Source organism: Rhizorhapis suberifaciens (assembly GCF_014200045.1).
Taxonomy (GTDB): Bacteria; Pseudomonadota; Alphaproteobacteria; order Sphingomonadales; family Sphingomonadaceae; genus Rhizorhapis; species Rhizorhapis suberifaciens.
This window is the reverse complement of sequence record NZ_JACHOV010000016.1, coordinates 1-21,499: the sequence shown is the minus strand read 5'-3', so window position 1 is coordinate 21,499 and position 21,499 is coordinate 1. Positions and strand designations below refer to the sequence as shown.

The window sequence follows — 21,499 nt, the reverse complement described above, 5'->3', positions numbered from 1 at the left end:
AATTTTGGAACAACTATTCCGTGGCGTGAGGGAAGGAACCTTGCAAGTGGGTCCTTTGCCCTAACTATAGTGTGCCTGTCCTGGCCTGCCGGATTCTAACTGACGCAGGAACGATACTGGCGTGGCTTTTTCGCGCCTCGAAGCGAATCCTCTTCCCGGACGATATCTGCTATGATAGGAAGATATGGAATTCGTATTCCAACTTCTTTCCAGGGTATAATGATGTTTCAAGTGGCTTTAATCGGCGCAGGTCGAATTGGTAAGATCCACGCGGCCAATATCGCCGCAAATCGGCGCCTGTCGCTGGCGTGTGTCGTCGACCCCTTTAATGGTGCGGAGGACTTGGCTCGCGCCTTTGATACGACGGCTGCCGATGTGGATCGAGTATGGTCCGATCCCGCAATAAGCGGCGTCGTGATTGCCAGTTCCACCGATACACATCTCGACTACACGCTGGAGGCAATCCGCGCTGGCAAGCACGTCTTCTGCGAAAAGCCGCTGGATCAGGATGTCGCGCGTGCCGCCCGCGTCGATGAGGCACTGGTCGGTAGCGATCAGCGCGTCCTCTTGGGTTTTAACAGGCGCTTTGATCCGAACTTCGCCGCTCTTCAGCGCCGCCTGGCTCAAGGGGAGGTCGGCCGGCTGGAGACGCTTCATATCATAAGCCATGATCCCGCGCCGCCCCCGGCGACGTACATCAAGACTTCGGGTGGCATCTTCAAGGACATGTCAATTCACGACTTCGACATGGCCCGCTGGCTGCTCGCCGAAGAGATCGAAAGCGTTTTCGCGTCTGCCGCCGTGTTGATCGACCCGGCGATCGGCGAAGCCGGCGACTTCGACACAGCCAAGGTCGTGCTCCGCACGGTTAGCGGTAAGCTTTGCATCATCTCCAACAGTCGTCGGAGCGGGTACGGCTATGACCAGCGTATCGAAGCGTTCGGGTCCGGAGGCATGATCCGCGCCGACAATAAAATTGAGACGACCGTACAGAAATGGACGGAAGTCGGTGCAGCGGCGGACTCATTCCAGAACTTCTTTCTGGAGCGCTACGCCGAAGCGTATGCTATCGAGATGGATCATTTCGCCGACGTTATCGAAGGCAAGGCGCTGCCCCTTGCCGACCAGCGTGACGGAACCTGTGCCTTGGTGCTGGCCGAGGCGGCCGATCGATCGGCACGAACGAACCAGGTCGTTAACGTGCGGCGAAGCGACCTGGCCTGATGCGACAGGTCTCGGAGGCCGATCCGCGATTAGGCGCGACAAAGGGCATTTTTCCCGGCGTGCCTTTCCGGCTCGCCGCCTCGAGTGAAATGCTTTTCCTCGAGCTCCCGCTGCTTGAACGCGTGAAGCGGATCGATGCGGAGGGCTTTTTAGTCGAAATCTGGGATTGGACGCGCCACGATATCGAGGCCTTGGCGGCGAGCGGCGTCACCTTCTCCTCGATGACGGGATATGTGCGGGGCCGGCTTGCCGACCGGGATGGCGCCGAGGAGCTTGTCGCGACCGCAAAGGAGTCGATCGCCATCGCCAAAAGGCTGGGCGTGCCCCGCCTGAACCTCCACGGCACGGGCCTTGGTCCTGACGGGTTGCCACTGCTGCCGGCCGTCGAAATCACCGGCGCCATGTGGCTGTACGCCCGCGATACATTGCGCCGTCTGGCCGATCTTGGCGAGCAGGCCGGGGTTACTTTCGTGCTCGAAAACCTCAATACGGCGGTCGACCATCCGGGCGTGCCTTTCGGGCGAGCAATCGACTGCATCGAGTTGGTCGCGTCGGTCGATCGGCCCGCCGTCCGGCTCATGCTCGATCTGTACCACGCCCAGATCGGCGAAGGTAATCTGATCGAGCTGTGCCGTCAGGCACTGCCCTATATAGGTGAAATTCAGGTCGCCGACGTGCCGGGCCGGTGTGAGCCCGGGACTGGAGAAATCAACTACCCGCGTATCGCGGAAGCATTGTCGGCAATGGGCTATTGTGGGCCGGTGGGGCTCGAAGGATGGGCGACAAGCGATAGCGCGTCGGCGCTCGAGGCATTTCGGACGGCATTTCGCGTTCCGCAGGGCTGACGCGATCGGCCGGCAACGAGCTCGGCGCCGGACTTGGGGATGGCCGCAGCGTCACTTCCTCTCCGTACTTCCCATCGACAGCCCCGAAGACCAAAGGTGCCTCTATCTCGCGCGGGTTTCAAGTGCCGTAGAACCAGACGCTTGATATTGGAAAGGGACGCCATTGGCGGCAGCCGTGGCAGCCAGGAGCCGGAGCGCTTGTCGTTCAGCGCAAACTCGCCATGCAATGCAAATTCGTTCGGCGGCGTCCCCCCCCCCAGGGGGTGGAACGCCGCATGACGTGAAGCGTTAGAATCGACGCCTGACCCGGACGCCGTATCGACGGACATCACCGAAGCTCGTAACCCTGGAAGCGCCGCCACCACCGCTGTTCACGGAGACAGCGTTCGTGACATACAGCTCATTGGTCAGATTGGTGCTGAACGCGCTCACCTCCCAATTGCCGCTCGGGTCTGTCACTGAAACGGAACCGCTGAGGATACCCACCGAGTCCTGTGAGAAACCTGGATTATTGTAGATGTCGAGCGGGGTCTTGCTGTTCCAGCTGTAGCTGGCGTTGAGCCTGCCCTGCCACTCTCCGACCGGGAATTTATAGTCGCCACCCACGTTGAACTGCCACTTCGGCGCCCCCGCGAGTCGGTTGCCGGTGAGATCCCTGACATTCACCCCGGGACTCACGGGATCACCCAGCTCGGGATAAAGAGGGTCGGCCGTGCGCAATCCCTCATAGCGCGTGTCGAGATAGGCGACTGAGCCGTTGAATTTCAGCCCCTCGATCGGCGATGCCTCCAACTCGGCCTCGATACCCTTGATCTTCGCTTTGGCCGCGTTGATGGTGCGGAAGGTGATTTCCCCCGGATCAAGCCCGAGCACCGACTGTTGGAGATTGGAGTAATCCATAATGAAGCCAGTCAGGTTGCCTGACAGGCGCCGATCGGCTGTGCTCACTTTCAAGCCTGCTTCGTAGTTCCAGACATATTCTGGATTGTAGGAGCGGGAAGGGAAAGCGAACTCGTCAAAGCCGCCCGACTTGTAGCCGCGTGACGCCGTGGCATAGACAAGTATGTTCTCGCCCGGCTTCCAGTCGATCGAAACGCGCGGCGTCCAAGCTGACCCTGTGAGGCGACCGGACGACGTCGCAGCATTGAATGCCGACCGGCTCGATTTTTTGTCGTGCGTGTAGCGCGCTCCTGCCGTGAGGCGGATCGTGTCGGTCACATCGAAACGCACCTGACCGAAGCCGGACCAGGATGTGAGCTTCTGGTTGTCGAGGAAGGCGAGCGCCCCTGCCGGAACGCCAAGGAACGGAAAACCAACCTCGCCGTGAAGCTTGTAATCATAGTTCAGGTAAAGGCCCCCGACGATGAAATCGAGGCGGTCGCTGATCGCCCCGGACAGCGTCACCTCCTGCGACGTTTGCCTAAAGGGCTGCTTGCGCGGCCGCGGACCCCAGAGGACCGTTCCAACGGTCGTGTGATCCTGGTCCTCATTATAAAGCAGCTTGCTCTTCACATAGCCGGTGGTGGTCACAAGCTGCAAATCATCGCCCAGATCCCAAGCGAGCCGAAACGTACCCTGGAAGAACTTGTCCTTGCGGATATCGGTCCGATCCTGGGTCATCGTCCTGGTGTTGGGATCGAAGTCCGGAACCCCGTTTGCTTCCGCGAGCGATGGCATGTCCGGTCGAGAACGCCCAAAGGATACGGTCGCCGGAAGGGCTTCGTCGACGCGGCCCTGAAGGATCAGGCTCATCTCCAGCGATTCACTCGGACGCGCCAGAAGGGAAAGGCGGGCTTGCCGTTTGTCGATGCCGCCGTAGGTGTTGCGGGTTTGCGTCTCGGTAATCCAGCCATCGGCTTTGTCGACCTGAACCGCCAGCCGAGCGAGCAGCTTGTCGCCAGCAATGGGGCCGGTGATCGCGCCTTCGACCGCAATGCGATCATGGTTGCCCAGTGTGGCTTCCACATAACCGCCGGGCTCTGATGACGGCTTGGCAGAGATCACATAGACGCCGCCGGCAGTCGCGTTGCGGCCACCGAGCGTGCCCTGCGGCCCGCGCAAGACCTCGATGCGCTCGACATCGAAGAAGTCGAAGGTGCCGATCCGGCGGGAGGCGTAGGAGACGCCATCCTGAACCATGGCGACGGCCGGCTCGAAGCCCCCGAAGCTCCCGACGCCGCGGATCACGATGTTCATGCCGAGGCCGCCATTGGCGTTCTCCGGCACGCGTATCGACGGACTCAAAAGCGACAAGGAGTTCAGATCGGCCACGCCGCGGTCCTTGAGGGTCTCGGTCGAGTAGGCGGAGATTGCGATCGGCAGCGAGTTGACGCTTTCCGCGCGCCTTTCCGCCGTCACCACAATATCGCCTATATCGCTGATGAAGGTACCGGACGCAGGGTCGCCCGGCGCGGCCGCACCGCCCGAGTCAACCTCAGCCTGCGCAGCCTCTGCGCCTTGAGCCCCATTGTCGATCTGTTGCGCCCAAGCTCCGGCCGAAGCGCAGGCTGACATTGCGCTGCCCACAAGCAAGCGTGCCATCCATTGCGTCATCTTCATCTCGATTCTCCCCAATAAGCAACTTGCCGTGAAAATTCGTGGGTACACCAACGTAACAATTCCGGCATTTTGTGTATTAGAACATAAATTCTATTCTGTGTCCATGGGAAAATGGGCCGGCTGGCAGCAGGACGGCAATCGTCTCATTTAAGCTCAAGAGACGCTAAATTCCTTGCTGCTGCCTTATGCAAATTTTGCGCTCAGCCTATGAAGTGAAGGGCTTGGCCGTGGACGCAACGAACCGCTTGCCTCGTCGCCAACCTTTGCAGTAGTGAAATAACTATTCCATATTTACGATTGACAGAACTAAGATTTGAACCGATATCTCACCGATTGGAGGATGCTAGGAATGGCCGATCAGGCAATCGTCGGAGCAGAAATCGTGCACAGACAAGAACGTCCGCGAAGAATGCGGCGTTTGGCAATGCTCTTGTTCCTGGCCTACGCCTCGCTCATCACCATCTTCCAGGGGATACAGAATATCCTTTTGCCGCCGGTGGTGGAGGCGTTGGCTCCCGATGCCAAGGTCAGCACCTTGGCCCTTCTTGCGACCCTCGCCTCCATCACCACCGTCATAGCGCTGTTCGCCGGAGGAGCGATCTCGGACCGCACACGGAGCCGGTGGGGCCGCCGCACTCCTTCTTTGGTCCTGTCATGTCTGGCGAGCGTCGCGCTGTTGCCGTTGATGGGCATGGCAAGCTCGATCATTCAACTTCTTATCTTGATGCCGCTTTTGTGGTTCACGCTGAATTATTATCAGTCGGTTCTGCTGGCCGCGTTGCCAGATCGCATCCCCAAACATGAACTGGGTTTCGCCTCGGCGGCCATCGGACTCGGCGCGCCGGTCGGCATTTTCGCGGGGGTAAACATTGGCGCCTTCGCCCCGACCACTATGCTCGGCTATGTTTTTCTCGCGGTTCCGTTCACCGTCTTGACCTGTTGCCTTGTTCTTATGGAACCCGAACCATCATCCCTCGACGAACCCCTGCGAGTCAGGCAAAGGCTGGCGCTCCGAAGCGTTCGTGAGCAATTCTCGAGCCTCAAAGACCGCAATTTCGCCCTGGCCCTGGCGTCCCGCTTCCTGATGTTCCTGTGCTACTTCAGCGTTACCGGCTACCTCTTCTATGTGCTCCAAGATTATGTGGGGGCAGCGCAACTGCCCTACGAAAACGTCAACATCGGCGTCAGTTCCGTCATGAGTCTCATGACCCTCTCATGGCTCGTGATCACGCCACTTGTCGGCTTCGTCGCGGATCGGTTCCGTCGAACCGCGTTCATAGTTGCGATGGTGTCGTTCGGAGCCGCCGTGGTGACCTTGCTTCCGGGGGTGACGAACGATTGGACGGCCATGCTGCTGTTCGGCCTGGGCACCGGCGTGATGTTCGGCACATATTTCGTCCTCGACCTGAAGCTCGCGACGCTTGTTCTGCCATCTGCCGACACCGCAGGGCGGGATCTTGGGCTATTATTGGCGGCCGGCTCGGCGCCTGGTGTATTCTCGTTCGCGGTAGCGGCTTCGGTCATCGCGTTCAGCGGCTATCCAGCACTGTTCGTTTTTGGAGCCATCGTTGCGCTGGCGGGGGGGCTGTGCGCCATCTTCATCCGGTTGCGCGGCTAGCCTGGATGTGAGCTTTCAGGAGATCGTTCATCCGCTGTGATCCGGCGAGACTCGAGCGGACCGTCGCCAAGTGGCTGGCGCGCTATCGAGCCGAAGGTGAGACGGGCCTTGCCGATCGCAGTTCGCGTCCGCATCGGCTGCCCACGGCCACGCCCGCAGGAGACGAGCCGTAACGTAGCGAAAGCTGGTTGCATGCCAATATTTCTAGAATATTTGTTCTATCAATTTGAGCAGCATCCGCTACGCGAGGTAAGGTGATGACAGGCTTTAGCCCAATGGGGCGCCGGAGCTGGGCTTGCCCGAGGCCTCAGCTTTTTTATTGGTGGAATGGATGTTCCGCTTTTCCATCAGAATCAAGGCGAATAAGCGCAGAGTCTGAGCCCTGTGTGGCCTCGTCCGGAGACTTTTAATCACCTTTGCCTGCAACAGCCACAGGTTCTGCAAAGGAATGCCGAAGCGGAATCCAACGGCATGAAACATATGTTGCCACGATATGCAAAATGGAATACACGTTGCATCTCTACGAGGGATAATCTGGAACAAGAATGCAGCACACTGCCAAACAGAAGAGGTTGGACCTCATCGCCATAGGGCGCGCGAGCGTGGATCTCTATGGGCAACAGGTGGGCGGCCGCCTGGAAGACATGACTTCCTTTGCCAAATATCTTGGGGGAAGCCCGGCCAACACAGTCGTTGGCGTCACGCGCCTCGGCCTCCAGGCAGGATTGCTGACACGGGTAGGAAACGATCACATGGGTCGTTTCATCCGGGAGCAACTCGAGCGGGAAGGTGCTGATACCAGCGGCATTATTGTCGATGATGAGCGACTGACTGCACTGGTCATACTGGGCATCAGCGATCCGGACACTTTTCCGCTGATTTTCTATCGCGAAAACTGCGCGGACATGGCTTTGTGCGTAGACGACATTGATCCGGAAGTGATCGCATCGTCAGGCGCGCTGCTCGTCAACGGCACGCACCTGTCGCGAGAACAGGTATTCGCCGCCAGCCTGAAAGCTGCGGAGATCATGAAGGCGAATGGCGGCCGGGTGGTGTTCGACATCGACTATCGCCCCGTTTTGTGGGGCCTCGCGTCTAAGGACAAGGGGGAGGACCGTTTCGTAGCCAGTGCTGCCGTCACCGCCGAACTGCAGCGTATGCTTCCGCTATGCGATCTTGTCGTTGGCACGGAGGAGGAGATTCATATCCTCGGCGGCACCACCGATACGATTGCAGCGTTGCGCGCCATTCGAGAGGTCACCGGCGCCCTGCTCGTGTGCAAGCGTGGTCCTGAAGGCTGCGTGGCGTTCCCGGGTTCCATCCCGGACGATCTGGATGGGGGAATTATTGGCAACGGCTTTCAGATCGAGGTCTTCAATGTGCTGGGTGCCGGCGACGCCTTCATGGCGGGCTTCTTGCGGGGCTGGTTGCGTGGAGAGCCGATCGAACGCTGCTGCACCTGGGCCAACGCTTGCGGCGCAATAGTGGTTTCCCGCCATGGCTGCGCCCCCGCGGCTCCGAGTTGGGAAGAACTGGAACTGTTCCTGTCGCGGGACGACTGGCCCCAAAAACTGCGTGATAGCACCGAGCTTGAACAACTGCATTGGTCGACTAACCGGCCTGCTTCCGGTTCTGAACTGACTGTACTGGCAATCGATCACCGCAGCCAATTCGAGGAACTCGTTGCTGATCTTGGCCGCGCAAATCTCCAAAGAATAGGGCATTTCAAAGAACTAGCCTTGCAGGCGCTGCAGCGTGTGGCGGGATCGCATAGCGGTTTCGGCCTACTTGCTGACGGACGCTTCGGCATGCGCGCCCTGGAAAAAGCCGCCGGCTCGCCATTGTGGATCGGACGTCCCATCGAGCTGCCCGGATCGCGCCCAATTGAGTTCGAAGGATCGCCTGATGTGGCGACGACGTTGATGGAATGGCCGCGAGACCATGTCGTCAAATGCCTCATATTCTACCATCCCGACGACCCGGCAGAACTTCGGGAGCAGCAGGATCGGCAACTTTTGCGCCTGTTCGACGCATGCCGTTCGACGGGGCATCAGTTGCTGCTGGAAATCATTGCCTCCAAAGCTGGTTTGATCGATGGCAACACGGTTCCCCGAGTAATCGACCATCTGTATAATCTCGGCATCTTTCCCGATTGGTGGAAGCTGGAACCGATGGCTGATCGTGAAGTCTGGGCTAATATAAGCAAGGTCATCAACCATCACGATCCGCATTGCTGCGGGGTGGTGCTGCTAGGACTCTCAGCGAGTCAGGAAGAGTTGCTCGAAAGCTTCACAGCAGTTGCAGATATCGACGTGGTGAAGGGGTTTGCAGTGGGCCGTACTATTTGGCAAAAGCCCGCCGAAGCCTGGTTAAAAGGCGACATCGGCGACGATGAGGCTGTCGATGTGCTCGCCAACAATTTTTCTGCCCTCGTTGAGGGTTGGCGTACATCGCGCCGCGGTGCGGCTGCATGACCGCCGTTCGCCTGACCATGGCCCAGGCGCTGACGCGTTGGCTCGCCGCCCAGCAGGTGGAGATTGAAGGACAAGCTGTCCCCTATTTCGCAGGCGTCTGGGCAATCTTCGGACACGGCAATGTTGCTGGGCTTGGGGAAGCCCTTGCTGCGGCGGAGGACGTTCTGCCGACGTACCGGGCGCATAATGAGCAGGGCATGGCCCATGCCGCCATTGCATTCGCCAAGGCATCGCGTCGCCGGCGGGCGATGATCTGCACGACATCGATTGGACCGGGCGCGACGAACATGGTCACAGCGGCCGCTCTTGCCCATGTCAACCGCCTCCCCCTCCTGCTGCTTCCTGGGGATGTCTATGCAAGCCGCCGGCCCGATCCGGTGCTGCAGCAGGTTGAGACCTTTGCCGATGCCACGGTTAGCGCGAACGACTGTTTCCGGCCGGTGTCGCGATTGTTCGACCGGATCACCCGGCCCGAGCAGATCATCGATGCTCTGCCGCGTACGATGGCGGTGCTGACCGACCCGGAGAAATGCGGGCCCGTCACGCTTTGCCTGTGTCAGGATGTGCAGGCGGAGGCTTATGATTATCCTGAGAGCTTCTTTGCCCCGCGGGTATGGCGCCATCGGCGCCTTGCCCCCGACGATGCCGAATTCGAAGCCTTGAGCGAGGCTATTCGGGGCTCCCGTGCGCCGCTGCTCGTGGCGGGCGGCGGGGTGCTCTATTCGCAGGCCGAGGTGGCGCTGGCGCGGCTTTCTGAACTTACCGGCATACCCGTTGCCGAGACGCAGGCAGGCAAAGGCAGCCTCCCCTGGGATCATCCACAGGCGCTGGGCGCGATCGGCGTCACAGGCTCTTCTGCGGCCAATCACGCGGCGCAATTCGCCGATCTCATAATCGGTGTCGGCACGCGCTTGCAGGATTTCACTACCGGGTCGCGAACGCTGTTCCAGGGCCGTTTGATGCAAGTGAATGTTGCCACCCACGATGGCTACAAGCATGGCGCAGAGCCGGTAATCGGCGATGCCAGGACAGTAATCGAAAAGCTGTGTACTACGCTGGAAGACTGGTCGGTGCCCCAGCCATGGCGCGATGGCAACGCCGAAGCGGCCAGGCAGTGGAATACGGTCGTGGATCAGAGCATGGCGCCGGGCGATTCCCTACCCTCCGATGCCCAGGTGGTAGGCGCGGTCTGGCGCAATGCGCCGCCTGACGCCGTCGTGGTTTGCGCGGCCGGAGGGCTTCCGGGCGAACTGCACAAGCTCTGGCGCGCCAGCACGCCAGAGGGCTACCATGTCGAATATGGCTATTCCTGCATGGGTTACGAAGTGGCCGGCGGACTCGGCGTAAAGATGGCGCTTCCCGAACGGGAGGTGTTCGTCATGGTGGGCGACGGCAGCTACCTGATGCTTAATTCGGAACTCGCGACGTCGGTCATGCTGGGTTTGAAGATCACCGTCATTTTGCTCGACAACCGGGGCTATGGCTGCATCAACCGTCTTCAACAAGCTACCGGGGGTCGCCCTTTCAACAATCTTCTGGCCGATGCAAGGCATGAAGTGCTCGCCGAGATAGACTTTGCAGCCCACGCGCGCAGCCTTGGCGCAGGAGCTGAAAAGGTCGCGGGAATTGAAGAACTTGAGCAAGCGTTGAAACGGGCCGCCTTGGCATCCCGCTCCTACGTCATTGTAATCGACACCGATCCGGCGCTCACCACTTTGGAAGGTGGTCATTGGTGGGATGTCGCGATCCCCGAAGTTTCGGCGAGGCCAAAGGTGCGCGCCGCGCGAGCAAATTATGACGATATTCTCAAGGGAGGGCGGACATGACAATCCGTTGGGGCGTGAGCCCCATTGCGTGGGCAAATGACGATATGCCCGAGCTGGGCAAGGATACCAGCCTCGAAACAATCCTGAATGACGCGCGCGAGATCGGTTTTGAGGGCGTGGAACTGGGAAGCAAATTCCCGACAAACCCCGACGTGCTGGCTCCGATCATGCGTGAACATGAAATGGAACTCATCGGCGGCTGGTATTCGTCGAACCTGCTGCTGCGCAGCGCCGAGGAGGAGATCGCCGCAATGGCAGATCATCTTACCCTGCTGGCACGTATGGATTGTAACGTTTTCATAATCGCAGAAACCAGCAACGCTGTGCATTGCAACCGCGAAGACGGACGCCTCAGCAGCCCGCCGCGCCTCGCGCCCGGCGAATGGGCGGAATTCGGCCGCCGCCTTGATAAGGTCGCAACCCATGTCAACAAGTGCGGCCTGCGCTTCGCCTATCACCACCATCTGGGGACAGTTGTCGAGCAGTCCGAAGATCTGGAAAATTTCCTCGCTTCCACCGGAGATCATGTCGGGCTGGTGCTGGATACCGGCCATGCGCTGTACGGCAACATCGATCCGGTTGATGTGGTGCGGACGCATCCAGAGCGCGTGAACCACGTCCACTGCAAGGATATCCGCACCGAGCGTTTTCGTCGCTTTTATGCAGAGGGCGTCAGCTTTCTCGACGGGGTGATCGGGGGAATGTTCACGGTGCCAGGCGACGGCGACTACGACTATGCGCCGCTCATGAAGGCTCTGGCCGAAATCGACTATTCCGGTTGGATCGTCGTCGAGGCGGAACAGGATCCGGCAATCGCCAACCCCAGAAAATATGCGCAAATCGGGCTCGACACACTCAAACAACTGGCAACCGAGATGGATCTGGTCCGATGACCCTTTTGGTGCGATCACATGCTCCGGCTGCCGACGGAGCAGTGCTCAAAATCACGCCTGAAAGCGCGGGCTGGACGTATGTAGGTTTTCAGGTCCTGAAGCTGACCAGCGGTCAGGTTTTCGAGGGTGGGGAAAAAGGGCGCGAGGCATGTATCGTGATCCTGTCTGGCACCGTCAGCGTCTCTGCGGGTGGACGCGCTTTCACCGGCCTTGGATCGCGTAAGAACGTTTTCGACGGACTTCCTACCTCGCTTTATGTTCCAGCCGACACCAGCTATTCGATCTATGCAGCGACCGATACTGAAGTGGCGATCTGCACCGCGCCCGGCATGCGTCCAGGCAAGGCGCGCGTCATTGCTCCCGATCAGGTGGGACAGGAAACGCGAGGTTCAGGTACGAACACGCGCTATGTGCGCAACATTCTGGACGACAAGGCCGAGGCCGAAAGCCTATTGGTTGTAGAGGTCATCACACCGGGTGGGCATTGGTCCAGCTATCCTCCGCACAAGCATGATCAGGATGCCTTCCCGAAGGAGACATTCCTGGAAGAAACCTATTATCATCGCCTCTCACCGCCGCAGGGCTTTGCGTTTCAACGGGTGTATACCGATGACCGCTCGATCGACGAGACGATGACGGTCCAGGACGGAGATGTGGTGATGGTGCCACGCGGATATCATCCGGTCGGCGCGGCACATGGTTACGACTTATATTATCTGAATGTAATGGCCGGTCCGTGCCGCAACTGGTTGTTCGCCAATGATCCCGCGCACGAGTGGATCCTGCGCAAAAAGGAGTCTTGTTGATGCGGCATATAGATCATCTTCTCGGCGGCGGTCTGCGTGTGATCTCCACACGAAGCAGCGACGTGTTTGATCCTAACAATGGCAGCGTGCAAGCGAAAGTGGCGCTGGGCGACAAGGCGGTGCTCGATACCGCGGTAGCAGCCGCACAGGCCGTTCAGCCTCAGTGGGCGGCAATGAACCCTCAGCGTCGCGCACGTGTCATGTTCAACTTCAAACAGTTGCTGGACCAGAACATGCATCAGCTCGCGGAGCTACTGGCGTCCGAGCACGGCAAGGTCATCGATGATGCTAAAGGCGACATCCAGCGCGGACTGGAAGTCGTCGAGTTTTGCTGCGGCATTCCGCATGCTCAAAAGGGTGAATATACTCAGGATGCAGGCCCGGGCATCGACGTATATTCAATGCGACAACCGCTGGGCATCGGCGCCGGCATTACGCCTTTCAACTTCCCGGCAATGATCCCGATGTGGATGTTCGCACCCGCCATTGCGTGCGGCAACGCCTTTATCCTGAAGCCATCGGAACGCGATCCTTCCGTTCCCGTCCGCCTGGCCGAACTGTTCCTCGAGGCCGGCGCCCCCGAGGGCGTGTTGCAGGTGGTGCACGGCGACAAGGAAATGGTCGACGCGATACTGGATCATCCCGACATTGCGGCGGTAAGCTTTGTTGGTTCATCCGACATCGCCCATTACGTCTATCAGCGGGGCGTTGCAGCTGGAAAGCGCGTGCAGGCTATGGGCGGCGCCAAAAACCATGGCATCATTATGCCGGACGCGGACATGGATATGGCCGTCAACGATCTCATCGGCGCCGCATTCGGTTCGGCCGGCGAGCGGTGCATGGCCCTCCCGATCGCCGTGCCAGTGGGCGAGGAAACGGCAGAGATCCTGCGCGCAAAGCTAGTCATGGCTATTGAGAAGCTGCGCATCGGAATATCGACCGATCCCGAGGCGCAATATGGCCCGGTAGTAACAGCGCAACACAAGCAAAAGATCGAGGACTGGATCCAGACCGGTATCGACGAGGGCGCAGAGCTCGTCATCGACGGCCGAGGATTCAAACTGCAGGGGTATGAAGACGGTTTCTTTGTTGGTCCGACCCTGTTCGATCATGTCACGACAGGAATGAGCGCCTACAAGGAGGAGATATTCGGGCCCGTCCTTCAGATAGTGCGCGCAAAGGACTTCGAAGAAGCAGTCGATCTGCCGAGCAGACATCAATATGGAAACGGCGTCGCCATCTTCACTCGCAATGGCCATGCAGCTCGAGAATTCGCGCAGCGCGTGAACGTAGGGATGGTCGGCATCAACGTGCCCATTCCGGTGCCGGTGTCTTACCACAGCTTCGGCGGCTGGAAGCGCTCGGCTTTCGGGGACCACAACCAATACGGCATGGAAGGCGTGCGCTTCTGGACCAAGGTAAAGACAGTCACCCAACGCTGGCCCACTGGAGCAGCGGGCCAGTCCAGCTTCATCATTCCGACGATGAGATAGGAGAAGCTGGCAATGACACCGGGGGCGCAACAATGACCGAAAAGGAACACAAAGCGGACAAATAATTTTCCAACATTGAAAACCCTGTTTGGAACGGATATTCCGTTGGCTACATGATTATGAAGGGGCTTTATGGACGAGACTGTATCAACCCCCTCGACAGCCGAGGAATTGCGGGTCGAAATCCAGGAGCGATACGAAACGCTGAGCACGCGACTGAAGCAATTTGCCCGTTATGTTCTCGATGAACCTCATGACGTTGCCTTTGAAACGCTTGCGGTCATTGCTGAACGTAGCGGTGTCCAGCCGTCCGCGATCGTCCGTTTCGCCCAGAGTTTCGGTTTTCCCGGCGCCAGTCAGATGCAGCGTCTCTTGCGCGAAAATTTACTCGCAAGCGACAGCCGCGTGGGATATGCCGAGCGAATTCGCCAATTCAGGAACGTAACTGCCAATCAGCCTGTCGAGGGGCCGGGACAGCTTCTGAACGAGTTTGTGGAAGGCAATACGCTTGCTCTGCACAATCTCAGCCATGCCGTTGGTCAGAAAGACTTGATGGAGGCCGTCGAGATTATTGCCCAGGCCAAGGTGGTTTATGTTGTAGCATTCCGCCGTGCTTTTCCAGTTGCGTCCTATCTTGGCTATCTTCTCGCCCAGACTAATAAGCAGGTAGTCTTTGTCGACGGAGTTGCCGGGATGGCCTTGCAGCAGGCCCGGAGCATAGGCCCCAACGATCTCCTTATTGCCATCAGCTACACCCCATATGCTGGGGAAACGCTGGAAATCGTTGAAATGGCAGCGCAAAAATCCGTCAAGATTCTGGCGATCAGCGACAGCGTCATCAGTCCGATTGGCAAGCACGCATCACTGGTCCTTCAAGTGAGGGAATCGGACATACGGGGGTTTAGATCTCTCTCGGCATCAATGTGCCTCGCTCAGGCCTTGGCCATTTCCTATGCGGTGGGTCAGAATGGACGCGGGTCCTGAACTGCTAGACGGCAAAGTCGGCAACCACTCCCGCAATGAATAATAGAATATATATATTTCTTGGATTATTTTCGCGGTATATATCCTCTTCTATGCAGTAAATGACCCCTATCAGGGTTGATTACTTCGGCATCTGAACCAGTAGCCGTCCACCTTTCCAGCCATGCGAAAACCTATCGAGCCGCAAAATGCTCTCCGCAAGGCAAACCGCCTTTGGGTCAGATCCTCTCGCTTGACATCAGGGATACTCCAACGTTGCCAAAAAAAGGGCCGGAGATTTCTCTCCGACCCTCTGCGACCCAATTGGGCTCTTGTTATTCGGTCTGCTCGGCAGCTGGCGTTCGATGATCGGCAGAACAGTCGGCTGGGATATGTGGGCTCCGGTGGACGCAATTTAGCGCCGCGATCTATGACTCCATGGCGCGACAATGAGCCGTTGTCCGTTGCGCGCGCGCTCCGATCCAGCGCGCCCGTGCAACGCCGTCCCGCATGAGAACCTTGACGTTGTCTTCAAAGATGGAATTCATTCGTAACTCCTGGCCAGTCGTCAGCTGAACTCAATTATTTTCCTTAACGCTTGCCTGCTGACTACCTTCCACCAGGAGACGGCGAACACAATTGATAAGGAGAACCTCAACACCATCAAAGCTTAAGACTGGATCAGCCCGTGGCAGGTAGGCTCTTCCAAGAGCCATTCTGATCCGAACATGTGTGGTTCCATGCCTCACGCTTTGTAGAGATTAACGTAGGTGTGAAATCCAGGTTCTGTCAATGATCATTGTGGAATTTATGTTTACATGAGCGCGGGGGTGCCCCTTACGCCTTGCTCGCCCCTACGCGTAGTATATTGATTCTACCACTATTGGCCGATGGATTGGCAGTGAAGCAGGAGAGCGGCGCCGACACAACGAAGATGCGGCTAATTACCGACATGTGCGGGCATTGCATTTGCTTCGCCAAGGCAAGCCAAGCCAAGCAAGGTGATCGCGCACGAGCTTGGCTTTGAAGACTGCGGCAGCTTTCGACGATCGTTTTGCCGCTGGACCGGAGGATCGGTCTCCGCATGGCTCAATGGATATTGAAGACTGATGATGACGAGCTGCCACTGAAGGCCAGCGCGGATCGGAACATCGCACATTCGGGCGCGGAACATAGCGCATTTGTGATTGGGGGCAGCAGTTGCCAGTCCCAATGCGCCCTAGCCCATGATAGTTGACGCCACGCCACCTCAGCCGTTATTAGTAGGTACTAACATCTAATCGAGCAAGGGCACAGACTTGAGCAGCGAATCCACTCCTGAACGCATTCTCTCGACGGCTTTGAGGCTCTTCAACTGTAACGGCGTAGATCGCGTCCCTATTTACAAGATAGCCTCTGATCTGGGCATAAGTCCAGGAAATCTGACGTACCATTTCGCCCGCAAGCAGGACATTCTCTATTCCTTGATCGACAGGCTCGAAGCTGAAGCGGCTGAAGTACTCGCCAGCCCCAGAAATGCTAGCTCCAAGGAGTTTGCTCTGTACATGGTGAACTTGTTCAGCTTGATGTGGCGCTATCATTTTTTCTTCGAATCGCTCACCTATTTTACGGTGACCGATGCCAGAATTGCCGAAAGCTATCAGCGCATCATGAAGACCGCCATAAAAGGGTCGATCCAGCGTATTGAGAATGCTATCGCCTGTGGCGATATTCCACCGATAGTTGCGCCGAACAGTCCACAAATTCTGTGTGAAAACATGTGGGCCGTTTGGGTCAATCGGCTTGGCGTGGCGCGGTCCGGTTTTGATGAAGTCGGGGAGCGCGCTTCAGCGATCTACGACTGCTGCATCCACCACATCAGCCTCATTCAACCTTATGCCAGCGTAACTTACATCTCCAAATTGCATGACGCCATTCGGGATATATTGGACGCAGAGGCAGATGCTCTGGCTATTGTTACTTAGAAAGTGCCCAGCCAAGGGCTTTGACACCAGACCTATACGTGTCCAGGATATTTGACCTAAATATTGCGGTTGCCAAGGGAAGCGTATGGGTGAACTTCTCTCTTTCCACGACGCCGTGCGGGCGCGGCGGGCAGCGCGTGACTTTCTACCTACCCCGCTGAAGCGGGCGCCGATAAGGGAAAGTGTGACGATACAAAGTTGAACGAGACTTTTGCCAGACATCTGTTGCCGTTCCTGCACCGGAGCGGCCATCTAGAGGTTCTGGAACTGGCTCCAATATCGACCAATGGGAGCTCTGGGTTGAAGATCGGACTGTCTATTCCCAACAACTGGGGAATCGCTGATGTCGGAGAGCTTATCGACATTGGCGTTCTCGCGGAACAATGCGGCTTCCACGCGCTTTGGACGTCTGAGCATCTGGTCAACGTCAGCTATGTGCGGGACCGGATAGGCGACGAGCCCTACTACAACCCCTTGGCCATTTTATCGGCTCTCTCCGTCAAAACATCCCGTATTCTGCTTGGCACATCCATCCTTATCCTGCCCTTCCACAGCCCCTTTTTCGTGGCCAAATATTTCGCGACCCTCGATCATCTCTCCAGGGGCCGGGCTGTGCTGGGCGTGGGCATCGGCAATGTCCCTGAGGAATTCGAGGTCGTCGGCGTTCCCTGGCAAAAGCGGGGCGCCTCCACGGACGAAGCGATCGCCGTCATTCGCGCGCTCTGGTCGCAGGATGCCGCTGAACACAACGGCGAAAACTGGCAATTTACGGACGTCCATACATCCCCCAAGCCATTTGGCGCCATGATCCCGATCTGGGTAGGCGGCATCAGCCCCGCCGCTCTGCGGCGCACAGCCAGCATAGGGCAGGGATGGCACGCGGTCGCTGTCACCCCGGATGAGTTCCGGACGATGACTGGGGAGATCAGGAAGCAAGCGGCCGCGCTGGGGCGGGACCCCGCCGCCATCGCCACCTGCATGCGCGTCAACATTGCCTTCGAAGGTGAGGGCGCCACCGAAAGTGAGTTGAAAGCCTCCATAAACGCCGATCACGCAGACGATATCCGGCGGGCCGTCGACCAGTTCAGGGAAGCAGGAGCGACCGACATCCTGTTCGCGCTCAATTGCCGAAGACCGGAAGTTGTAAAACTGACGATCAGAAAGATCGCCGATGCCTTAGCAGCCTATCTGGAACCGGGAGCGGAACGATGACGATATCTATTGACGCCACCATTGACGCGCCGCTCGAACGCGTTTGGGCGATGATCTCCGATTTCAAGAACCTTCAGCGCTGGCACCCGCTGGTGGAGCGTTGCGAAACGAAAGGTGAAGGAGAAGGCGCAGTTCGCACCGTATATTTCGCGGATTCATGGGCGGCCGAGAAACTTGAGCGGCTCGATCAGGAGCAGCACGTGCTGCACTATGCCATCATCGATGGCAGCAATCCTGCAGCGACCGGGCTTAGAGGCGAGATCAGCCTTATGGCGGCGGATGAGGGCAGGACGAAATTGACCTGGATTTCGGGCGTCGATCCGGCGCGCGCGGATGCGCAAGCCTTGGACGATTATTTGCGGATATACTACCCCGACAGGATCGAACATCTGCGGGAGGCCCTGCGCCCGTCGAACGGGTGAAACCAGGCGCTTCCCTCCCTTCCGAGGCGCCAGGAGCGCGTGGACCGCACTGCCGACGGCGTAATCAGCTCAACAAAGCTCTGCATCTCCTGGTCTCAGTCGTGTTCCTCTCTCGATCGGTGCAGCAACGACGATCAGTGAAGAGCGCTGATCGGACGCAGCTGTACCGGAATCGCCGACATGCGGGGCATTGCATTGATGGGTTCACAATCCCGGTCGGTGCTGACCAGTTTATTGGTGTTGGCGCCGACCTCCGTGAAGGGCCGCCCGTCCTCGGCAAGCCCGCCCCAGCAATGTGTCATCGATACCGCACCTCTGCCGACAGTATCGTCAGCCTTTGCGATGGCCTGCAAAAGACCATGATCCGATTGGATCTCGACCCAGTCGCCGTCGGCGATCCCGATCGCCGCCAGATCCTGCGGATTGAGATAAGCGGGATTATAGGGCTCACGGGCACGGCAGGCGGGGAAATTCAGTCCGGTAGTATTCAAGACTTCCCGCATTCTGCGTGAGATCAACCGGTAGGGATATTCCGCTGACCCGCGATCTTCGATACGGTAGGCCTCCAGTTCCTCGACAACATCGTCAGGGGCTACCTCGAAACGGGCTGCAGGATCGTTGTTGCCGGCCTGGACGATGGTCGGCGGCACGTCGACGAAGGTTCCGCGGGGATGCGCCTTGAGATGATCCAGCGACAAGGGGCCGCCTGCTATCACCCTTTCGATCAACTCTTCGGTGCTCGGCGTCTTTTCCATGTTCAGAGCATTGCCGAAGAACAAAAGCTCGTTCCCCATCCGCTTTGCCATTTCGTAGAAAAAGCGCCAGTCCTCGATCAGGTCCGACCCAGAAGGCCGAGCCGAAACCGGCGTCAGATATTGCTGATAGGGTTCTGGATTGAGGGATTCGGCATCTTGCCCGAACAGCAGGTCGTACCGCTCATATTGCAGCGTCGGCGGAAGGATATAGTGCGCGAGCCGTGCGGTCTCCGACATGAAGGGCTCGATTGCGACCAGCAGGTCGAGCGCCTTGAGTGCCTTCACTGTTTTGAGATGGTCCGGAAAGGCCGCGGCCGGATTGCCGCCGACCACTATAAGAGCACGCATACGGCCGGGCCCAGGCGTCAGGATTTCGTCAGGGATGGCCGCAGTCATCATCTCGCCGTTCAGCGTACCATAGCCTGTTGCCCGCATCTTCGGCTCGCGAAGCCAGCTGCGCTTCGGCGGGTACACCTGCGCAATCATTGGTCGAGGGCGGATCAGCCCCGCCCCGCGCACGACATCACCCTCCCGATTATATCGGCCGCAGATGACGTTGAGCGCCTGGATCAGATGTTCGGACAAATTGGAATGTGGAGCCATCGATGGTCCAGTGCCGCTGAAGGCGGCGCCCCGTTTCGCGTCATGGGCGAACATTCGCGCGGCGGTGCGAATGTCTTCGGCCGACAGCCCGGTACGATCCGCGACGATATCGATCGTGAACGGCGCGACCGCCTCACGCAGTTCCTCCAGCTGGATGACATGCGCGGCGCAAAAGGCGCTATCTTCCCATCCGTTTGCCAATACCTCGCGCAGCAATCCGGCAAAAAGCGCCACATCCTCGCCCGGCTTGATCTGGAGGTGCAGGTCGGCAAGCGCCGCCGTTTCCGAGCGTCGCGGATCGACAACGATCAGTTTCATGCCGCGGGCCTTGACGGCCTTGAACTGCTTCGTGACATTGGACGGCGTGATACCCATGTTCGCGACGGACACGAGGGGATTGCCGCCCACGATGATCATCACGTCCGATTCGAGCATATGATGCGTGCCGGCGCCCCAGGCGCCCAGCCGTTCGGCCGCCACGAACTTGTTCGACTGGTCAATTGTCCAGGTCGTGAACATGTAGGGCGAACCGATCGATTCCAGCCAGCGTGGCACGATCTCAAGCAGTGGAGCGTGGGTAAACCCCATGGTGCCTTTGTAGGCCGCCACGGAATGCGGTCCATCCTCGGCGATGCAGGTTTGCATCTTGGCGGCGATTTCATCCAGCGCCTGCTCAAGCGGCACTTCGTCGAAGCCCCCGCTTTCATTGCGCTTCAGCGGGCGCAGGATGCGATCCGGCGCATTGAGCGCGTAGACGCCCTGCAGTCCCTTGATACAGGCATAGCCTTTGCTGAGCGGGTGGTCCCTGTCACCGCGAAGGCTGATCGCGCGCCCGGTCTCCACGTCCACATCGACGATCATGCCGCACATGCCGACACACCAGCGACATGCCGAATGACGCTTCTCGATCGAATTGCTGAGCCCACTCTCCATGGTATCTCCTTATCGATTAGTTAGTTTGCCTGCTTCATGCTGGCGGCGCTCAGCCCGGCGGTTCGACCCGAAAACCAGCCGTCAGCTGTGGCCGTTCTCACCATCCCTTGCCAAAAGGCGCGAAGGCGGAGGCCGTGCAGCGCAGGCTTTTGATCCGCCAGCCATCGGGCGTCCGGACGAACTCGTCCTCGTAGAAAGCCGTCGTCCACATCGAGCCGAGATCGCGTCGATTAAAGACGACGGCGACATGCCACCGTCCGGTCGCGCTGTCGCCATTCACCTCGATATGCGGATTGCCGAGCAGATGATAGGCATAGGGATAAAGCGTATCATCATCGTACCGCGCCTTAATCGCGGCCGACCCGACGATAGGCGAAGCGCCGGTCGCCACGATGTCAAAGACGGCATCTTCGGTGAAGAGGGCGGCCATCTCCTCACCCTTATGGGGCTTGTCCGCGCTGCTGTCGGCCAGTTCGGTATAGCGGGTCTTTAGACGCGTAATCTCCTGCACGTCTTCGATCTGCTGGATCCGCTCTTCAATGGTCATAAATCTCTCCTCCTTATTACACCGCAATCACGATCTTGGCGCGAAAAATGCGCAATGAGGCCCAGCCAGGCAAGGCTTCACCGTGACGCGCTCGCCCCATGCGTCACCTTTGGCTGCCGCCGCGGCGACAGCACACCCCAGAGCGTCAGTTCGAACCCGGCGGCGAGGACCTTGCGATCGCTGACCGGATGAGTACCCGCATGAATCAGTAGGGCGCGCGCCATCACAAGCAGCATTTCGACACGTGCGTCGACTTCCTTCGGATCCATAGCGAATTAAGGGCATGAATGTAAGAGTGAATGATCATTCTTTTCTTGTTGACTTGGGTATGGGACGGGCGCAACATTCCCCTTGGCTTTGTG

The 21,499-nt window shown here is 58.6% G+C and carries 16 protein-coding genes and 1 pseudogene; 13 read left to right on the top strand and 4 right to left on the bottom strand.

All coding sequences use genetic code 11. From position 1 onward, the window contains the following. The first annotated feature begins 231 nt into the window (after nt 1-231). Nucleotides 232-1,224, top strand: coding sequence for an inositol 2-dehydrogenase (gene iolG, locus HNQ99_RS15420; RefSeq protein WP_221232723.1), 993 nt, complete (start codon nt 232-234; stop codon nt 1,222-1,224). Then, nucleotides 1,224-2,069, top strand: coding sequence for a TIM barrel protein (locus HNQ99_RS15415; RefSeq protein ID WP_184477277.1), 846 nt, complete (start codon nt 1,224-1,226; stop codon nt 2,067-2,069). The genes iolG and HNQ99_RS15415 overlap by 1 nt, the downstream gene beginning before the upstream one ends. A gap of 288 nt (nt 2,070-2,357) precedes the next feature. On the opposite strand, the gene HNQ99_RS15410 is transcribed toward HNQ99_RS15415, so the two are convergent. Further along, complete coding sequence (locus HNQ99_RS15410; protein WP_184477275.1) at nt 2,358-4,628, bottom strand: TonB-dependent receptor; 2,271 nt, start codon at nt 4,626-4,628, stop codon at nt 2,358-2,360. 349 nt (nt 4,629-4,977) lie between these two features. On the opposite strand from HNQ99_RS15410, the gene HNQ99_RS15405 reads away from it, so the two are divergent. From HNQ99_RS15405 to HNQ99_RS15355, 11 genes and pseudogenes are all read left to right on the top strand, one after another. Next, nucleotides 4,978-6,246, top strand: a complete 1,269-nt coding sequence (locus HNQ99_RS15405) for an MFS transporter (RefSeq protein WP_184477273.1) — start codon at nt 4,978-4,980, stop codon at nt 6,244-6,246. A gap of 56 nt (nt 6,247-6,302) precedes the next feature. After that, nucleotides 6,303-6,401: pseudogene (locus HNQ99_RS15400) on the top strand (leucine zipper domain-containing protein); the annotation flags it as partial. Nucleotides 6,402-6,791: 390 nt separating this feature from the next. Further along, nucleotides 6,792-8,720 (top strand): bifunctional 5-dehydro-2-deoxygluconokinase/5-dehydro-2-deoxyphosphogluconate aldolase, encoded by a 1,929-nt coding sequence (locus HNQ99_RS15395; protein ID WP_184477271.1) that lies wholly within the window; start codon nt 6,792-6,794, stop codon nt 8,718-8,720. Continuing rightward, a complete protein-coding gene (gene iolD / locus HNQ99_RS15390; RefSeq protein ID WP_184477269.1) occupies nt 8,717-10,546 on the top strand; it encodes a 3D-(3,5/4)-trihydroxycyclohexane-1,2-dione acylhydrolase (decyclizing) in 1,830 nt (609 codons plus the stop codon). The genes HNQ99_RS15395 and iolD overlap by 4 nt, the downstream gene beginning before the upstream one ends. Further along, nucleotides 10,543-11,439, top strand: a complete 897-nt coding sequence (gene iolE / locus HNQ99_RS15385; RefSeq protein ID WP_184477267.1) for a myo-inosose-2 dehydratase — start codon at nt 10,543-10,545, stop codon at nt 11,437-11,439. Before iolD ends, iolE begins: the two co-directional genes overlap by 4 nt. Beyond that, nucleotides 11,436-12,245: a 5-deoxy-glucuronate isomerase gene (gene iolB / locus HNQ99_RS15380; RefSeq protein WP_184477265.1), complete on the top strand. Its 810-nt coding sequence runs from the start codon at nt 11,436-11,438 to the stop codon at nt 12,243-12,245. The genes iolE and iolB overlap by 4 nt, the downstream gene beginning before the upstream one ends. Then, the gene (locus tag HNQ99_RS15375; protein ID WP_184477263.1) at nt 12,245-13,738 is read left to right on the top strand and encodes a CoA-acylating methylmalonate-semialdehyde dehydrogenase; all 1,494 of its coding nucleotides are present in this window, start codon (nt 12,245-12,247) and stop codon (nt 13,736-13,738) included. The genes iolB and HNQ99_RS15375 overlap by 1 nt, the downstream gene beginning before the upstream one ends. Nucleotides 13,739-13,870: 132 nt before the next feature. Beyond that, a complete protein-coding gene (locus HNQ99_RS15370) occupies nt 13,871-14,722 on the top strand; it encodes a MurR/RpiR family transcriptional regulator (RefSeq protein ID WP_184477261.1) in 852 nt (283 codons plus the stop codon). 1,277 nt (nt 14,723-15,999) lie between these two features. Then, nucleotides 16,000-16,665 (top strand): TetR/AcrR family transcriptional regulator, encoded by a 666-nt coding sequence (locus HNQ99_RS15365; RefSeq protein WP_184477259.1) that lies wholly within the window; start codon nt 16,000-16,002, stop codon nt 16,663-16,665. Nucleotides 16,666-16,863: 198 nt separating this feature from the next. Continuing rightward, nucleotides 16,864-17,877, top strand: coding sequence for a TIGR03619 family F420-dependent LLM class oxidoreductase (locus tag HNQ99_RS15360; RefSeq protein WP_184477257.1), 1,014 nt, complete (start codon nt 16,864-16,866; stop codon nt 17,875-17,877). After that, complete coding sequence (locus HNQ99_RS15355) at nt 17,874-18,299, top strand: SRPBCC family protein (RefSeq protein WP_184477255.1); 426 nt, start codon at nt 17,874-17,876, stop codon at nt 18,297-18,299. Before HNQ99_RS15360 ends, HNQ99_RS15355 begins: the two co-directional genes overlap by 4 nt. A gap of 134 nt (nt 18,300-18,433) precedes the next feature. Here the strand turns inward: HNQ99_RS15355 and HNQ99_RS15350 are convergent, their stop codons facing one another. The 3 genes from HNQ99_RS15350 to HNQ99_RS15340 form a co-directional block, all read right to left on the bottom strand. After that, a complete protein-coding gene (locus tag HNQ99_RS15350; RefSeq protein WP_184477252.1) occupies nt 18,434-20,590 on the bottom strand; it encodes a molybdopterin-containing oxidoreductase family protein in 2,157 nt (718 codons plus the stop codon). Nucleotides 20,591-20,687: 97 nt separating this feature from the next. After that, nucleotides 20,688-21,137 (bottom strand): nuclear transport factor 2 family protein, encoded by a 450-nt coding sequence (locus HNQ99_RS15345; RefSeq protein WP_184477250.1) that lies wholly within the window; start codon nt 21,135-21,137, stop codon nt 20,688-20,690. A gap of 77 nt (nt 21,138-21,214) precedes the next feature. Further along, nucleotides 21,215-21,406, bottom strand: coding sequence for a hypothetical protein (locus HNQ99_RS15340; RefSeq protein ID WP_184477248.1), 192 nt, complete (start codon nt 21,404-21,406; stop codon nt 21,215-21,217). Nucleotides 21,407-21,499: the final 93 nt, after the last annotated feature.

What these genes read in the sequence shown, in the direction of transcription:
- HNQ99_RS15340 (WP_184477248.1), bottom strand. Translation starts at nt 21,406, where the DNA reads ATGGATCCGAAGGAAGTCGACGCACGTGTCGAAATGCTGCTTGTGATG.
- iolE (WP_184477267.1), top strand. Translation starts at nt 10,543, where the DNA reads ATGACAATCCGTTGGGGCGTGAGCCCCATTGCGTGGGCAAATGACGAT.
- iolD (WP_184477269.1), top strand. Translation starts at nt 8,717, where the DNA reads ATGACCGCCGTTCGCCTGACCATGGCCCAGGCGCTGACGCGTTGGCTC.
- HNQ99_RS15375 (WP_184477263.1), top strand. Translation starts at nt 12,245, where the DNA reads ATGCGGCATATAGATCATCTTCTCGGCGGCGGTCTGCGTGTGATCTCC.
- HNQ99_RS15345 (WP_184477250.1), bottom strand. Translation starts at nt 21,137, where the DNA reads ATGACCATTGAAGAGCGGATCCAGCAGATCGAAGACGTGCAGGAGATT.
- HNQ99_RS15355 (WP_184477255.1), top strand. Translation starts at nt 17,874, where the DNA reads ATGACGATATCTATTGACGCCACCATTGACGCGCCGCTCGAACGCGTT.
- HNQ99_RS15350 (WP_184477252.1), bottom strand. Translation starts at nt 20,590, where the DNA reads ATGGAGAGTGGGCTCAGCAATTCGATCGAGAAGCGTCATTCGGCATGT.
- HNQ99_RS15370 (WP_184477261.1), top strand. Translation starts at nt 13,871, where the DNA reads ATGGACGAGACTGTATCAACCCCCTCGACAGCCGAGGAATTGCGGGTC.
- HNQ99_RS15415 (WP_184477277.1), top strand. Translation starts at nt 1,224, where the DNA reads ATGCGACAGGTCTCGGAGGCCGATCCGCGATTAGGCGCGACAAAGGGC.
- HNQ99_RS15410 (WP_184477275.1), bottom strand. Translation starts at nt 4,628, where the DNA reads ATGAAGATGACGCAATGGATGGCACGCTTGCTTGTGGGCAGCGCAATG.
- HNQ99_RS15395 (WP_184477271.1), top strand. Translation starts at nt 6,792, where the DNA reads ATGCAGCACACTGCCAAACAGAAGAGGTTGGACCTCATCGCCATAGGG.
- HNQ99_RS15405 (WP_184477273.1), top strand. Translation starts at nt 4,978, where the DNA reads ATGGCCGATCAGGCAATCGTCGGAGCAGAAATCGTGCACAGACAAGAA.
- iolB (WP_184477265.1), top strand. Translation starts at nt 11,436, where the DNA reads ATGACCCTTTTGGTGCGATCACATGCTCCGGCTGCCGACGGAGCAGTG.